Origin of the sequence: Streptomyces sp. NPDC001848 (genome assembly GCF_042891915.1) — a bacterium.
GTDB lineage: Bacteria > Actinomycetota > Actinomycetes > Streptomycetales > Streptomycetaceae > Streptomyces.
The window spans coordinates 139,011-153,427 of sequence record NZ_JBIATP010000015.1 but is presented as its reverse complement, the minus strand read 5'-3'; the positions used below and the strand labels follow the sequence as shown (position 1 = coordinate 153,427).

The following is a 14,417-nucleotide window of genomic DNA, read 5'->3' as shown; positions in this document are numbered from 1 at the left end:
TCGAATGCGCCCGGGCAGGCGCGACTCAGTGCTTCGGACAGGAGGCACGTCCGTGGGAGCGGTGAACAACGCCACGGTGTGCCCTGTCGCACCCGCCACGCCCCTCCCACGGTGACCGTCCACCCAAGGCACCAAGCAAGGCACCAGCAAGGGAGTTGCGACGCACCATGCAGAACCGAGCTAGCGTGAAGCACCACCCCCACGACGACGCCCCCGACACCACGGAGGCCTTCCGCAGGCTCGCCTCGCTCCCCCCGGGCCCCGAACGCGACGCGCTCCGCGACGAGATCGTCGAGGCCTGGCTGCCCATGGCCGAACGGCTCGCGGGACGGTTCCGCAGCCGCGGTGAGAGCTTCGAGGACCTGCGCCAGGTCGCCTTCCTCGGCCTGGTCAAGGCCGTGGACCGCTACGACCCCGAGCGCGGGCACGCCTTCGAGAGCTATGCCGTCCCCACCGTCACCGGCGAGATCAAGCGGCACTTCCGCGACCACATGTGGACCCTGCACGTGCCGCGCCGCGTCCAGGACCTGCGCAACCGCGTCCGCTTCGCCGTCCAGGACCTCTCCCAGACGGTCTCGGGCCGCAGGCCCACCGTCGCCGAGATCGCCGAGCACGCCGCCATGAGCGAGGAGGACGTCCTGGTCGGCCTCGAGGCCCTGGAGAGCTTCACGGCGCTGTCCCTGGACGCCGAACTGCCCGGCAGCGAGGACGGCTACTCGCTCGGCGACTCGCTCGGCTCGCCCGACCCCGCGCTCGACACCGTCGTGGACCGCGAGGCGGTCAAGCCCCGCATCCAGGCCCTCCCGGAGCGTGAACGCGCCATCCTGTACATGCGTTTCTTCGACGACATGACCCAGAGCAGCATCGCCGAGCGCCTCGGCATCTCCCAGATGCACGTCTCCCGCCTGATCAGCCGCTGCTGCTCCCGGCTGCGCGAGCAGGTGATGCGGGACGCCGTCTGAGAAGTCCCCTCGGAACGAGTTCAGGCCTCGCCAGCCGATGAGTGCGCAGCCGGCCCAGCGTGACGAAGACTTCGTCGATGTCGTCGCGTATCTGACAGCGGATGCGCAGGCGGCGGAACCAGCACCGCTGGGCGAACGCACGCTCCACGTCCCAGCGTCAGGTCCGGGTCCGGGTCCGGGTCCGGGTCCGGACCCGGACCCGGTGCCCCGGCGGGCGATCGGTGGCTTCACACCGAAGTCCCGGCGTTATGTGTCGTGGTCGTAGCCGCGGTCGCCCAGCACCAAGTCCGGGGCGGCCCTGCCGGACGAGCAGCGGGAGAGCGTGGACGCGGCCGGGCACCGGCGCCTCCTCACCGCCTTCGTCTCAGCGGCCCGGACGGGGGACGTGGCGGCGCTGGAGGCCCTCCTCGCCCCCGATGCCGTGAGCCTGACCGACGGCAACGGCATGCGGGGCTGCGCCCGGGTACCTGTGGTGGGGCGCGAACGTGTGGCCAGGCTGTCGGCTCATCGGCCGTTCTGGCGGGGAGCGGAGTTCCTGCTGGTCAACGTCAACGCAGGTGCGGGTGTGCTGGTCAGCCAGAGGGAGCTCTAACCCACGGCGCGCAGCGCCAGCGCGATATGACGGGACATCAGGTCCATCGCCTGCGCCTCCGCCATCGAGAACGCCGGCCGGGCCCCGCTGCGGAACAGCGTGAGCACTCCCCGCACGGTGCCCCCGTCGGTGAGCGGCACGCACAGCAGGGACGTCACGTTCGCCCGGATCAGGACAGGGGCACCCGAGGCGTCATGTCCGAACGCCTCCGGGTCCTCCGGCCGCACCCGAAGGACCGTGGACCCGCCGCGCGCCACTTCGACGAGCAGGGGGCACCCCGCGGGCTCCTGCGCGACCAGCGCGTCCACGTCCTCACCGGGCGGCCCCAGCACCGCCGTACGGGTCAGGTGCCCGCCTCCCGCGTCCGCCACCACCCAGTCCGCGAACCGGCCGTGCAGCACCCGGGCCGCCCGCTCCAGGGCGGCCCCGGCCGGCGCGGTGAGCAGCGCACTTGTCATCGCGTCCAGCAGGTCCATCAGCGCCGCGTGCCGGGTGGTCTCGGCCAGGTCCGGCAGGCCGCCGGGCGGCGTGTGCTCACCGGCCGGCACCCGGGTGTCCGCGGGCTGCAGCACCACCATGACCGCCGTGCGCGGCTCCCCGCTCGGCCGCACCGCGACCAGCGTCGCCCGTACCGGCACCGACGGATGCTGCGGCAGCCGTACCGTCAAGCTGCGGTCGCCCTCGCCGCGCGCCACCGCGGCCGTCTGTGAGCGGAACGCGGCCCGGTCGGCGTGCGCCAGCAGTCCCGTCAGCGGGCGGCCCGTCGCGTAGCCCGCGCGGACCCCGGTGAAGGAGATGGCCGCGAAGTTCAGCCGCCGCACCACCGTCTCGCGGTCCACCAGCGCCACCGGCACCGGGAGCCGCTGGAAGAGCGTCTTCAGCAACTGCTGCTCCTGGCGCTCACCGGAGCCGGCCGCGGCGGCCCCGGCGTCCGTGGACAACCGCTGGTACCACGGCCACAACTGCCCGGCGACATGGTCGAGTTCGAAGATCGCCGCGTCGAGCACCGAGGGAAGATCGTCCGTCGGTATGGCGCGGGCAGCCTTGAGTTCCGCCACCCGGCGGACGAAATCCGCCAGCTCTTCACCGAATTCGTCCGTCTGCGCCATACGACGAACCTAACCCGGACAGGTGACTTCCCGGGGGCTCGCGTACACGGAACCGGCCACGCGTCACGGACGCCGTTTTCCACCGGGGTGAGCGGGCAGCCGCCCGAACAGGAGGTGAAGAATGCCGCAGACCGCACAACTCGTCTACCACCCGGGGCATGACCGCCTGGCGGCCGAGTCCCCCGAGTCCGCCCTCCCGGGGCGTCGGCTGTCGGAACTCGTCGAACAGGCCGCGCGGTGCACCCCCGACTGCTGCGGCGCCAGCACCACGGTCGTCGAAGGCGGTGTCGAGAGCGGCACGGACCGGCCCGCCGCCGTCACCCACCCCGATCTCGCCCCGCTCGTCACGGCCCAGCTCCGCAGCGGCGACGGGCCGATCCCCACGGCCCTGGAGTCGGAGGAGCCCGTCGACGCCTCGGACCTGCTGGTCGAGGAGCGCTGGCCGGAGTACCGGGCCTTCGCCCTGGACGCCGGCGTACGGTCCAGCGTCACGATCCCCTTCCGGCGGCCCGGACTGGCCGTCACGCTCAGCCTCTACAGCTTCCGGCCCGGGACTCTGAAGGACGCCCCGCACGGCCCCGCCCGGGTGCTCGGCGACCTCGCCGTGGGCTGCCTGGTGCGCGACCGCTCCTACCGTGCCGTCCTCACGGAACTCGACCAGCTCGGCGCCGCCCTGCGCTCCCGGCCCGTCGTCGACCAGGCGTGCGGGATCGTGATGCACGTCCTCGGCTGCGACGCCGATACCGCCTTCCACGTGCTGCGCCGCATCTCCCAGGGCGCCAACCGCAAACTCGCCGACGTCGCCGCCGGCGTCGTGGACAAGCGGGGCCGCGGCCTGGAGCGGGAGCTGGTCTCGCTGGCCGGCTGACCCCTTCGCCGCGCGGCCGACCCGTCACCCGCACGGTGGTGCCGGTCGCGCGAATGGGGCACGGCCGCGCGCGGCCCAGGGCCGGGCGGGCTGTCATGGGAGGAACCCGGCCGAAGGAGCCTGCCCATGCGCTGCACCGCCCGAGTCCTGTCCGCCACCGCTCTGGCCGGCGCCGCCCTGGGTGCCGTCGCCCCGTCCGCGTCCGCCGACTCCTCCGCCGACGTCAGCCCGCGCTCGGTCGCGCCCGGCGGCACGGTCACCGTCTCGGTGTCCTGCGAAGCGGAGGGCGCCGGCCTGCCCGACGCCATCGAGGGTGCTTCCCAGGCATTCGAGGGGGGCAGGGTCAGGCTGCACCGGGTCGACCGCGACGAGCGTGACGAGCGTGACGACCGTGACTGGACCGAGCGCCGGGGCGCCGTCCGCTACAGCGGCACCGCCCGCGTCCCGGCCGGCGGAAGCGTGGACGCCGTCGCCGGCATGGCCGGCCGCGAGGCCGAGTGGGGCGTCTTCGGACGGTGCCCCGGTGGCCCGGGCGGCCGTGCAAGAGCGTGGACCGTCTCCTTCACCGTGTGCCGTGAGGGCCGTGACCACCATGGCGACGGCGACGCCCCGCCGGGCGGGAGGCAGCAGCAGGAGGAGGGGCAGGCGCAGCAGTCCGGGAAGCAGCAGGGGGATGGTCAGGGCAGGCAGCAGGGGGACGGGCAGGGCAAGCAGGGTGACGGTCAGTCCCAGGGGTCGGGGAAGCAGCAGGGGGACGGGCAGTCCCAGGTGTCCGGGAAGCAGCAGGGGGATGGTCAGGGCAGGCAGCAGGGGGATGGGCAGGGCAAGCAGGGCGATGGTCAGTCCCAGGGGTTGGGGAAGCAGCAGGGGGACGGTCAGGGCAAGCAGGGTGACGGTCAGTCCCAGGGGATGGGGAAGCAGCAGGGGGACGGTCAGGGCAAGCAGGGTGACGGTCAGTCCCAGGGGTCGGGGAAGCAGCAGGGGGATGGGCAGGGCAAGCAGGGTGACGGTCAGTCCCAGGGGTCGGGCAAGCAGCAGGGGGACGGGCAGGGCAAGCAGGGTGACGGTCAGTCCCAGGGGTCGGGCAAGCAGCAGGGGGACGGGCAGGGCAAGCAGGGCGACGGTCAGTCACAGGCGTCGGGCAAGCAGCAGGGCGACAGTCAGGGCAAGCAGGCCACCGGCAAGCAGCACGACGACCAGGAGAAGCAGAACGCGGCACAGCCTCCCGTCGGCGCCCAGCACGGTGTGCACGCCGGTGCAGGCGGCGCCTTCACCGATTCCGTGCCCGCCCTGGTCGCCGGCGGCCTCCTGATCGTCGCCGCCCTCGGGGCCACGGTCCACCGTGTCTGGGGGCGCGCGCGGTCCGGCCACGCCTGACGCCGCGCCCGTGGTCCGAACACCTGAGCCTGTGATCCGGGCGACCCGGCCGGACGCCCATGACCGGCCCGAACCCGGGGTACTCAGAGCCCGAGGGCACCTTCGACCCCGTAGCGGAAAGGGAGTACGACAGCGGGCGGCTGCCACGGGTCGAAGGCGTGGAGCGAACCGGAAACACGGGGGACCGGCGACGGCACCAGGGACTGCGCGGAGGCACGCATGCGGCGGACGGATCCGGAGGGGCACGGTCCCGTCCGTTTCGGGCCGCCCTTTCCCGAGCAGGGACTGCCCCTGCTGCCGGGGCTGTCCGCGGCGCTCGCCGAGGCCGCCGACCACGACGGCTCGGGCCCCTCCCGGCTGCCCGCCTTCCTCGACGCCGCCTGCGGCTACTTCGCCCGGCGCGGGCTGCCCGCCGAGCCCGATGACATCGCCGCCGCCCCCGGCGCCCCCGCGCTCTTCGTCGCCGTCACCGCCGCGCTCGGCGGCGACGTCCTCGTCCCGCGGCCCTGTCCGGCCTGGTGGGCGCCCCAGGCCCGGGCGCTGGGACGGTCGGTGTTCCATGTGCCGACCCCCATGGAGTGCGGCGGCGTCCCCGACCCGTACGCCCTCCTGGAGACCATCCGCAGAATCCGCGCCGAGGGCGGCGATCCCCGCCTCCTCGTGCTCGCCGTCGCCGACGACCCCACCGCCACCGTCGCCCCGCCCGAACTCGTGCACGAGACCGTCGAAGCCGCCGCCGGCGAGGGGCTGCACCTGGTCAGCGACGAGACCTGGCGCGACACCGTGCACCGGCCGCACGACACCGTGCTGCTCAGTCCCGCCGAGATGCTGCCCGACCGGGTCACCGTCGTCACCGACCTCGCCGGGCCCTTCCTGCCGCCCGGCTGGCCCGCGGCCGTCGCCCGCTTCCCGGCCACCGCCGACGGCGCCGGACTGCGCGCCCGCGCCCTGGACGTGCTCACCGCGCTCGGCGCCCGGATCGCCGACCCGGTCGCCGCGGCGGCCGCGTACGCCCTCGACGAGCCCCCCGACGTCACCCAGCGCCTCACCGCCGCCACCGCGCTGCACGCCCGCGTGGCCGATGCCGCGCGCCGAGCCGTCGTCGCGGCGGGCGCCCTGGCCCTGCCCCCGCAGGCCGGCCGCCACCTCTACGCCGACCTGGAGCCGCTGCGCTCCGCGCTCGACGCGCGCGGCGTCGACGACGCACAGGAACTCGAGGACCTCCTCACCGCCCGGCTCGGCATGCCCGCGCCCGGCGGCCACCGCTTCGGGGACGACCTCGCGGCGCTCCGCGTCCGTCTGTCCTCCGGCCCCCTCCTCGGCGCGACCGCCGAGGAACGGGCGCAGTGCCTCACCTCACCGGAGCCGCTGGAACTGCCACACGTACAACGCGCGTTGACCCATGTGGGATCGGTCCTCGCCGATCTACGCGACGACGCTCAGCGATGGGAGCCTCCTCGATGACGCAGCAGTCCGAGTCGACCACGAGCACCGTTGCGGCACACCGGGACATCGGTGAGCCCGCGTCCACGCCCCTGCTGAGCCGGGACCCCGCGCCGCTGGTCGCGCCGCCGCTCGCCGCACCGCGTCCGCTCGGTGAGCGCCGCATCTGGCCGCGCTCCTTCCTGGACCGGTTGACCACACCGCTGCCCGGCCTGAGGGCCATGGCCCGCTTCGCCCGCGAGGGCGCGCTGCGGCCCGGTCCCGAGGGCCTGAAGGACATTCCCCTGCTGCCGTACGCGCCGGGCCCGCTGCCGCGGGTCGACGCGCGCACGGTCGCCGTCTCCTGGGCGGGCCACGCCAGTTGGGTGGTGCGGATCGGCGGGCTGACGGTCCTCACCGACCCCGTCTGGTCCCGGCGCATCCTCGGCACACCCACCCGGATCACGCCCGTGGGGATCGACTGGGACGCCCTGCCGCGCGTCGACGCGGTCGTCATCAGCCACAACCACTACGACCACCTCGACGCCCCGACCCTGTGCCGCCTCCCGCGCGACACCCCGGTGCTCGTACCGGCCGGACTCGCCGCGTGGTTCCGCCGCCGACGGTTCGCCTGTGTCACCGAGCTGGACTGGTGGGAGGCCACCGAGGTCAACGGCGTCCGGTTCGACTTCGTGCCCGCCCACCACTGGTCCAAGCGCACCCTGACCGACACGTGTCGTTCGCTGTGGGGCGGCTGGGTGCTGACCGCGCCCGACGGCCAACGGATCTACTTCGCGGGCGACACCGGGTACGGGCACTGGTTCGAGCGGATCGGGCAGCGCTATCCGGGGATCGACCTGGCCCTGATGCCGATCGGTGCCTACGACCCGCGGTGGTGGCTCAGCGACGTCCACTGCGACCCGGAGGAGGCGGTCCGGGCGACGCTCGACCTCGGCGCACGGCGGATGGCACCCATGCACTGGGCCACGTTCGTGCTGTCGGCGGAACCGGTCCTGGAACCGCTGACCCGGGTACGGGCGGCATGGGAGCAGGCCGGACTGGCCCGCGAGGACCTGTGGGACCTGCCGGTGGGGGCGTCACGGGTCATGGAGTGAGACAGCCGCCGGGCCTCACGAGGTGGCGGCCCTGCGCATCCGGCGCCACAGGCCGGGTGCCGCGCTGATCACGACCGTCAGCACGACCGCCGCCACCACACCCTCCCACGGCTTCGGGAACAGCGAGCCGCCGAGGATGCCGATCAGTTGGTACGTCGCGGTCCAGGCGAGGCAGGCCGGGGCGTCGCCACGGGCGAACTCCCGCAGCGGCATACGGGCCAGCAGGCAGGCGAGCATCACCGGAATGCGGCCCGCCGGGACCAGCCGGGAGAGGGTGAGCACTGCGATGCCGTGCTCGTTCAGCTTCTCCTGCGCCTGGGCGAGCCGGTCCTCGGGGGCGCGGCCGCGAAGGTCCTCCAGCCAGCGGGAGCCGTTCTTCGACCGCATGCCGCGCCGCCCGAGCCAGTACAGTGCGATGTCCCCGAGGAAGGCCGCGAGCGCGGCGACGACGAACACCATCGCGAGCCCGAAGGGCGCGGTCCGGTGGAAGGCCACGACCGCCGCGGAACTGACCAGCGCCCCGGTCGGCACCACCGGTACCAGCGCCCCGATCAGCACCAGCAGGAACAACGACGGGTAGCCGACGGCCTGTTGGGTGGACTCCGTGGGCACCAGGGTGGTCGTGGCGGCGAGGTGCATCACCGGGCGACCTCCGGACGGGCGCTCTCACCGTGCGACAGCAGGTGCACCCTGACGTCCGGGGCGTACCGCGCGGCGAGGCGGGCGAACTCGGCGCCCGGCGCGTGGAACTCGTGGGGGCGCACGGCGTCCATCCCGATCGGCCAGTACGTGCCGTAGTGCACCGGTATCGCGCTGCGTGGCATCAACTCTGCGAGCGCCTGCGCGGCGCGCCCCGCGTCCAGGTGCCCCTCGCCGAGGTACGGCCCCCAGCCGCCGACCGGCAGCAGCGCCACGTCCACCGGCCCGACCTCCTCGGCCATCGACGGGAACAGACCGGTGTCGCCGGCGAAGTACGTCCGCGCCTCCCCCTCGACGACGAACCCGAGCGCGGGGGAGCGGTGCGGCCCCAGCGGCAGCCGGCGTCCGTCGTGCCGTGCCGGTACCACCCGTACGACCAGGTCACCGACCCGCACCCGGTCCCCGGGCACCACCTCCGTGAGCCGCAGGCCCAGCCGGCGCAGCCCCGGCACCTGGGCCGCGGCACCGCGCGGCACCAGCACCCGGGTACCGGGGGCGAGCCGGGCCAGCGACAGGACGTGCAGATGGTCGGCGTGCAGATGCGACACCAGCGTCACGTCCGCGACCGTGGCCTCGGGCGGCGGCGGGGCACCGCGGCGGCGCCGCAGATGCGCGAGGCGGCGCGCGAACAGGGGATCGGTGAGCACCCGTACACCGGAGTCCGCGACCGTGCAGGTGGCGTGACCCCACCACGTGACCTCCACCGGCACTCCATTGCCTCCTTCGCGCGACTCCCCCCGAGCCTACGGGCAGGGGTAGGGTCGGCGGGGAAACCCTGAGGTGAGGGGGGACCCCATGGGAGAGGCGCACGGCACCGCCGGCGCACGCGACACCCGCGGCCGGGCGGGCACGGTCCGGGTCACGGCGATCGCCAGCCTGACACCGCTCGAGGAACTGGACGCGGACCCCTTCCTCGTGGACTCCCGCAGCCAGCACGCGATGTGCGCGCGCTGGGCGGCGGAGCGCGGATACGTGGTGACGAGGGAACTGCTCGTGCGCGGTCTGCGTCCCGACCACTGCGCGCTGTGGACGGACGTGGAGGCGGGTCTGGTCGACCTGTTCGTGGCCCCCAGCCGCCGCGTCCTGGAGCGGGCCCTGACCTCGGTGGACGAGTTCACCGCGGAGTGCGCCCGGCGAGGGGTCCGCGTCGAGACCGTGGGCTGTGCGGAACCGTCGTACGACGCCGGGATGAAGGCCCGGGTCCACCGCCGCCTGTCGCTGCCGACGGCGGGGTACGACGGCCGCTGACCGGGCGCCCCGGGTGTTGTGACAGGGTGGGGGCCGATCCGAGAGGGCGGCAGGGCCGTGACGTGAGGTGAGCTGGGCGTGGGGCACGGGCGTGGGCGGAAGCTGCTCAGCGGGGTGGGCCGCAGTGTCGCCGTGTGGGCCGCCTCCACCGCAACCATGCTCGTCCTCGCCGCCGTCCTGCCCGACTTCCGGCTGGAGTCCCCCGGCGGCGACAGCGCGACCCGCATAGCCGTCACCGCAGCCGCCGGTGCCGGTGTCTTCGGTCTGCTGTCGTCCCTCGTGTGGCCCCTGCTGGTACGGCTCCTGCTGCTCGTGCCCGCCCTCGTCCTCGGCCTGCTGGTCTTCTTCCTCAACGGCTCCCTCCTGCTCGTCGCCCTCCGCCTCAGCCCCTCCGGGGACGCCGAGGCCGCCCCCGAGACCGCCGTGGTGGTCGCCGCCGCGATGTCGGCCGTCGCCTCGGCCACCGGCGCCGCCCTCGCCGTACGGGACGACGACGCGTACCGCAGAAGGCTCTACCGGCTCGCCGACCGCCGCCGCAGACGCGGTGACGGACACTGCGGCCACATCACCCCGGGCGCGGTCTTCGTCCAGTTGGACGGCGTCGGACACGACGTGCTGCGGGCGGCCGTCGACAAGGGCCTCATGCCGACCGTCGCCTCCTGGCTCGCCCCACGCGACGGCGGTGCACCCACCCACCGCGTCACCGCCTGGCGCACCGACTGGTCCAGCCAGACCGGCGCCAGCCAGCTGGGCATCCTGCACGGCTCCAACCATGACGTCCCCGCGTTCCGCTGGTACGAGAAGGAGACCCGTGAGGTCGTCGTGTGCAACCGCCCGACGAGCGCCGCGGAACTCCAGCGCCGCGCCATCGAGCGGACCGGCGACGGCGGCCTGCTCACCGTCGACGGCGCGAGCCGCGGCAACCTGTTCAGCGGCGGCGCCGACCAGCTCGCCCTGGTGCTGTCGGTCTCCGCCCGGCGGGGCCGGGAGAACCGCTCCCGCGCCGGCTACTTCGCGTACTTCAGCGACCCCGCCAATGCCGTCCGCACCGCCATGTCGTTCGCCGCCGAGGTCGCCCGCGAGATCGGCCAGTCGACCCGGGCCCGGCTGAAGCGACAGCGGCCGCGTGTGGGCCGCGGCGGCCTGTACCCCTTCGTGCGCGCCTTCGCCACCGTCGTCGAACGGGACGTGGTCGTCGCCGCGGTGATCGGCGACATGCTTGCCGGGCGCGGCGCCGTCTACGCGGACCTGGTGGCCTACGACGAGGTGGCCCACCACTCCGGACCGCACAGCCGCGACGCCGAGAAGGTGCTGCGCCGGCTCGACCGCTCGCTCGCGCTGCTCGCGCAGGTCGCCGAGCACGCCCCGCGCCCGTACCGGATCGTGGTCCTGTCCGACCACGGGCAGAGCCCCGGCGAGACCTTCCGCACGCGGTACGGGCTCAGCCTCGGCAACCTGGTGCGGGCCGGGTGCGGGCTGCATGTGCCGCGCAAGGTGGACCGCACGCACAGCGGGGCGGAGGCGCGCGCCGCCGTACGGGCCGCGCTGCGCCGGCCCGTCGAGGAGAAGGCCGAGCACCACAGGGCGGCGCGCCGCCGCTCGGAGCCCATCGTGCTGGCTTCCGGGAACCTCGGGCTCGTCTCCTTCCCCGATGTGCCGCACCGGATGAGCAAGGAGGAGATCGACCGCCGGTACCCCGCGCTGCTCTCCACGCTCGCCAACCATCCCGGCATCGGTTTCGTCCTCGTCCGCAGCGAGGAGCACGGCGGGGTGGTGCTGGGCGCGTTCGGCGCCGAGATCCCGGTGGACCGGCTCACCGACGAGACCGGTCCGCTCACGGGCTTCGGACCGGGTGCCGCCGACGCCGTACGCCGCACGCACTCCTTCCCGCACGCCGCCGACATCATGGTCAACTCCTGGTACGACCCGGCCGAGGGCGAAGTCCTCGCCTTCGAGGAGCAGATCGGTTCGCACGGCGGGCTCGGCGGCGCCCAGGGCCGGCCCTTCCTGCTGTGGCCGGTGGAGCTGTCCGCCCCTGCCGAGGCGGGCACCGAAGTCGTCGGCGCCGAACAGGTCCACCAGGTGTTCCGCCGCTGGCTGCGCGAGTGCGAGGGCCCCCAAGTGCCGCTGCCCGCCGCCGCGGAGGAGGACGAACGCGCCGCCTGACGACGGGCCGGATGCAACGCGGTGGGAAACTGGGTCCGCGGGGGCCGGGTGTGATCGGATGGGAGCGACGGAACCCCGGAAACGGGGACCCCATCGAAAGGAAGAACCGTGGCAACCACGCGCACCGCTCACACCGTCTGGGAAGGCAACCTGCTCGAGGGCAACGGCGTCGTCACCTTCGACTCCTCCGGCATCGCCCAGCAGCCGGTCACGTGGGCCTCGCGCTCCCAGGACGCGAACGGCAGGACCAGCCCCGAGGAGCTGATCGCCGCCGCCCACTCCAGCTGCTTCTCCATGGCGCTGTCGCACGGCCTGGCCGGCGCCGGCACCCCGCCCACCAAGCTTGAGACGAAGGCCGACGTCACCTTCCAGCCGGGTGAGGGGATCACGGGCATCCACCTCACCGTCGAGGGCACCGTCCCCGGCATCGACAACGACGCGTTCGCCGCCGCCGCCGAGGACGCCAAGAAGAACTGCCCGGTCAGCCAGGCCCTGGCCGGTACGACGATCACGCTGGACGCCAAGCTCGCCTGAGCCCCACGTTCCCGACGGTGCCGCGCTTCCCGCCGAGGGGGCGCGGCACCGTCGTTTCCGGGTACCCGGCATCGCATCGGGAGGCCCGTCGCGTGCATTGACGCGGGGCCACTCAAGATTTGTGATGGAGTGCGGGACACGCGCTGTGCGGAAGGGGACGGCGATGACACGCGCGGTCGGGATCGATCTGGGGACGACGAACTCGGTGGTGGCCGTCCTGGAGGGCGGTGAGCCCACCGTGATCAGCAACGCCGAGGGCGCGCGGACCACGCCGTCGGTCGTGGCCTTCGCCAAGAACGGCGAGGTGCTGGTCGGCGAGGTCGCCAAGCGGCAGGCCGTGACGAACGTCGAGCGCACCGCGCGCTCGGTGAAGCGGCACATGGGCGACGCGCACTGGCGTTTCCCGGAGCACGGGTCCGTGGACGGCACCCGCTTTCGGGCGCAGGAGCTGTCCGCGCGCGTCCTGCAGAAGCTGAAGCGGGACGCCGAGGCGTATCTGGGCGAGGACGTCACGGACGCCGTGATCACCGTGCCCGCGTACTTCGACGACGCCCAGCGGCAGGCCACCAAGGAGGCCGGGGAGATCGCGGGGCTGAAGGTCCTGCGGATCATCAACGAGCCGACGGCGGCGGCCCTCGCGTACGGGCTCGACCGCGGTGAGGAGCAGACCGTCCTCGTCTTCGACCTCGGTGGCGGCACCTTCGACGTGTCCCTGCTGGAGATCGGCGACGGAGTGATCGAGGTCAAGGCGACCAACGGTGACACGCACCTCGGCGGCGACGACTGGGACCAGCGGGTCGTGGACCATCTGGTGAAGCGGTTCAAGGGCCAGTACGGCATCGATCTCGGCGCCGACAAGATGGCGCTGCAGCGGCTGCGGGAGGCCGCGGAGAAGGCCAAGATCGAGCTGTCCAGCTCCACCGAGACGACCGTCAACCTGCCCTACATCACCGCCTCCGCCGAGGGCCCGCTGCACCTGGAGGAGAGGCTGACCCGCGCCCAGTTCCAGGAGCTGACGGCCGACCTCCTCGACCGCTGCCGGACGCCCTTCCACCAGGCGGTCCGGGACGCGGGCGTGGAGCTCTCCGCGATCGACCACGTGATCCTCGTCGGCGGCTCCACCCGCATGCCCGCGGTCACCGACCTGGTGCGGGAACTCACCGGCAAGGACCCGCACAAGGGCGTCAACCCGGACGAGGTCGTGGCGGTCGGCGCGGCCCTCCAGGCCGGTGTCCTGCGCGGCGACGTCAAGGACGTGCTGCTGCTCGACGTGACCCCGCTGTCCCTCGGCATCGAGACCAAGGGCGGCATCATGACCAAGCTGATCGAACGCAACACGACCATTCCCACGCGGCGTTCGGAGATCTTCTCCACCGCCGAGGACAACCAGCCGTCGGTCGGCATCCAGGTCTACCAGGGCGAGCGGGAGATCGCCGCGTACAACAAGAAGCTCGGCGTCTTCGACCTGACCGGGCTGCCGCCCGCGCCGCGCGGGGTCCCGCAGATCGAGGTGACCTTCGACATCGACGCCAACGGGATCATGCACGTCTCGGCGAAGGACATGGCGACGGGCCGGGAACAGAGGATGACGGTGACCGGGGGCTCCGCGCTCCCCAAGGACGAGATCGACCGGATGATGCGGGACGCGGAGCAGTACGCCGAGGAGGACCGCAGGCGCCGGGAGGCGGCGGAGACGCGCAACCAGGCCGAGCAGCTCGTCTACCAGACCGAGAAGTTCCTGCGGGAGAACGAGGAGCGGGTCCCGGCCGACACGAAGGGCGAGGTGACGGCGGCGGTCACCGAACTGAAGGACCTGCTCAAGGAGGGCGCCGACACGGCGGCCCTGCGGGGCGGCGTGGACAGGCTCGCCACGGTCAGCCAGAAGATGGGCCAGGCCATGTACGCCCAGTCCCGGCAGACGTCCGCGGACGGCAGCCGGCAGCAGACGGCACCGCAGGACGAGGAGGGCGTGGTGGACGCGGAGATCGTCGACGAGGACAGGGACACGAAGGGCGGTGCGGCCTGAGCCCACGCCCGGCGCCGGGCGACCTGCCGCCGGGCTGCGCCGCCGCTGGGCTTCGGTGCGGCAACCGGCTGGTGTCGGTGCGGGCGGGTGCCGCCTTCGATCCGGTCGTCATGCGGTGTTCGCGGCGGCCCGGGCCCCGGCTGGTCGGAGCATGACGGACCGGTGTGTGGATTTCGCGTGTTCTCCACGCGGAGCGAGGGTTGATCCCGAGCGGACGGACAGCCCTGGAGATTGCCCGGCATACCGCCATTTCCGCAGGTGGGCGCGGTCATGCAGGCCCGCACCGGCGCCATGCGACC

At 73.5% G+C, this 14,417-nt stretch carries 13 protein-coding genes; 10 read left to right on the top strand and 3 right to left on the bottom strand.

From position 1 onward, the window contains the following. The first annotated feature begins 167 nt into the window (after positions 1-167). On the top strand, positions 168-962 hold the full coding sequence (locus ACFYZJ_RS28850; protein WP_388572709.1) for an RNA polymerase sigma factor SigF: 795 nt from the start codon (positions 168-170) through the stop codon (positions 960-962). Between the two features lie 322 nt (positions 963-1,284). Then, positions 1,285-1,554: a hypothetical protein gene (locus ACFYZJ_RS28845; RefSeq protein WP_388572708.1), complete on the top strand. Its 270-nt coding sequence runs from the start codon at positions 1,285-1,287 to the stop codon at positions 1,552-1,554. Here the strand turns inward: ACFYZJ_RS28845 and ACFYZJ_RS28840 are convergent. Beyond that, positions 1,551-2,663 (bottom strand): GAF domain-containing protein, encoded by a 1,113-nt coding sequence (locus ACFYZJ_RS28840; protein WP_388572706.1) that lies wholly within the window; start codon positions 2,661-2,663, stop codon positions 1,551-1,553. The two genes, ACFYZJ_RS28845 and ACFYZJ_RS28840, sit on opposite strands and share 4 nt — an antisense overlap. 121 nt (positions 2,664-2,784) lie before the next feature. Here ACFYZJ_RS28840 and ACFYZJ_RS28835 point away from each other — a divergent pair, with 121 nt between their 5' ends. From ACFYZJ_RS28835 to ACFYZJ_RS28820, 4 genes are all read left to right on the top strand, one after another. Further along, a complete protein-coding gene (locus ACFYZJ_RS28835) occupies positions 2,785-3,531 on the top strand; it encodes an ANTAR domain-containing response regulator (RefSeq protein WP_388572704.1) in 747 nt (248 codons plus the stop codon). A 126-nt stretch (positions 3,532-3,657) separates the two neighbouring features. After that, positions 3,658-4,908, top strand: a complete 1,251-nt coding sequence (locus ACFYZJ_RS28830) for a hypothetical protein (protein WP_388572702.1) — start codon at positions 3,658-3,660, stop codon at positions 4,906-4,908. Between the two features lie 219 nt (positions 4,909-5,127). After that, the gene (locus tag ACFYZJ_RS28825; protein WP_388572700.1) at positions 5,128-6,372 is read left to right on the top strand and encodes an aminotransferase class I/II-fold pyridoxal phosphate-dependent enzyme; all 1,245 of its coding nucleotides are present in this window, start codon (positions 5,128-5,130) and stop codon (positions 6,370-6,372) included. Further along, positions 6,369-7,445, top strand: coding sequence for an MBL fold metallo-hydrolase (locus ACFYZJ_RS28820; protein ID WP_388572698.1), 1,077 nt, complete (start codon positions 6,369-6,371; stop codon positions 7,443-7,445). Before ACFYZJ_RS28825 ends, ACFYZJ_RS28820 begins: the two co-directional genes overlap by 4 nt. Before the next feature lie 15 nt (positions 7,446-7,460). Here the strand turns inward: ACFYZJ_RS28820 and ACFYZJ_RS28815 are convergent, their stop codons facing one another. Both ACFYZJ_RS28815 and ACFYZJ_RS28810 read right to left on the bottom strand, forming a co-directional pair. Beyond that, complete coding sequence (locus ACFYZJ_RS28815; protein ID WP_388572863.1) at positions 7,461-8,084, bottom strand: DedA family protein; 624 nt, start codon at positions 8,082-8,084, stop codon at positions 7,461-7,463. After that, positions 8,084-8,854 (bottom strand): MBL fold metallo-hydrolase, encoded by a 771-nt coding sequence (locus ACFYZJ_RS28810; protein WP_388572697.1) that lies wholly within the window; start codon positions 8,852-8,854, stop codon positions 8,084-8,086. Before ACFYZJ_RS28810 ends, ACFYZJ_RS28815 begins: the two co-directional genes overlap by 1 nt. Positions 8,855-8,939: 85 nt before the next feature. On the opposite strand from ACFYZJ_RS28810, the gene ACFYZJ_RS28805 reads away from it, so the two are divergent. From ACFYZJ_RS28805 to dnaK, 4 genes are all read left to right on the top strand, one after another. Next, positions 8,940-9,392, top strand: coding sequence for a hypothetical protein (locus ACFYZJ_RS28805; RefSeq protein WP_388572695.1), 453 nt, complete (start codon positions 8,940-8,942; stop codon positions 9,390-9,392). Positions 9,393-9,470: 78 nt separating this feature from the next. After that, a complete protein-coding gene (locus ACFYZJ_RS28800; protein ID WP_388572693.1) occupies positions 9,471-11,558 on the top strand; it encodes an alkaline phosphatase family protein in 2,088 nt (695 codons plus the stop codon). 108 nt (positions 11,559-11,666) lie between these two features. Then, positions 11,667-12,092, top strand: a complete 426-nt coding sequence (locus tag ACFYZJ_RS28795) for an OsmC family protein (protein WP_388572691.1) — start codon at positions 11,667-11,669, stop codon at positions 12,090-12,092. 163 nt (positions 12,093-12,255) lie between these two features. After that, on the top strand, positions 12,256-14,118 hold the full coding sequence (gene dnaK, locus ACFYZJ_RS28790) for a molecular chaperone DnaK (RefSeq protein WP_388572689.1): 1,863 nt from the start codon (positions 12,256-12,258) through the stop codon (positions 14,116-14,118). The last annotated feature ends 299 nt before the right edge of the window (positions 14,119-14,417 follow it).

Coding starts and splice junctions, on each gene's coding strand:
- ACFYZJ_RS28850 (WP_388572709.1), top strand. CDS start 168: ATGCAGAACCGAGCTAGCGTGAAGCACCACCCCCACGACGACGCCCCC.
- ACFYZJ_RS28840 (WP_388572706.1), bottom strand. CDS start 2,663: ATGGCGCAGACGGACGAATTCGGTGAAGAGCTGGCGGATTTCGTCCGC.
- ACFYZJ_RS28835 (WP_388572704.1), top strand. CDS start 2,785: ATGCCGCAGACCGCACAACTCGTCTACCACCCGGGGCATGACCGCCTG.
- ACFYZJ_RS28830 (WP_388572702.1), top strand. CDS start 3,658: ATGCGCTGCACCGCCCGAGTCCTGTCCGCCACCGCTCTGGCCGGCGCC.
- ACFYZJ_RS28825 (WP_388572700.1), top strand. CDS start 5,128: ATGCGGCGGACGGATCCGGAGGGGCACGGTCCCGTCCGTTTCGGGCCG.
- ACFYZJ_RS28820 (WP_388572698.1), top strand. CDS start 6,369: ATGACGCAGCAGTCCGAGTCGACCACGAGCACCGTTGCGGCACACCGG.
- ACFYZJ_RS28815 (WP_388572863.1), bottom strand. CDS start 8,084: ATGCACCTCGCCGCCACGACCACCCTGGTGCCCACGGAGTCCACCCAA.
- ACFYZJ_RS28805 (WP_388572695.1), top strand. CDS start 8,940: ATGGGAGAGGCGCACGGCACCGCCGGCGCACGCGACACCCGCGGCCGG.
- dnaK (WP_388572689.1), top strand. CDS start 12,256: ATGACACGCGCGGTCGGGATCGATCTGGGGACGACGAACTCGGTGGTG.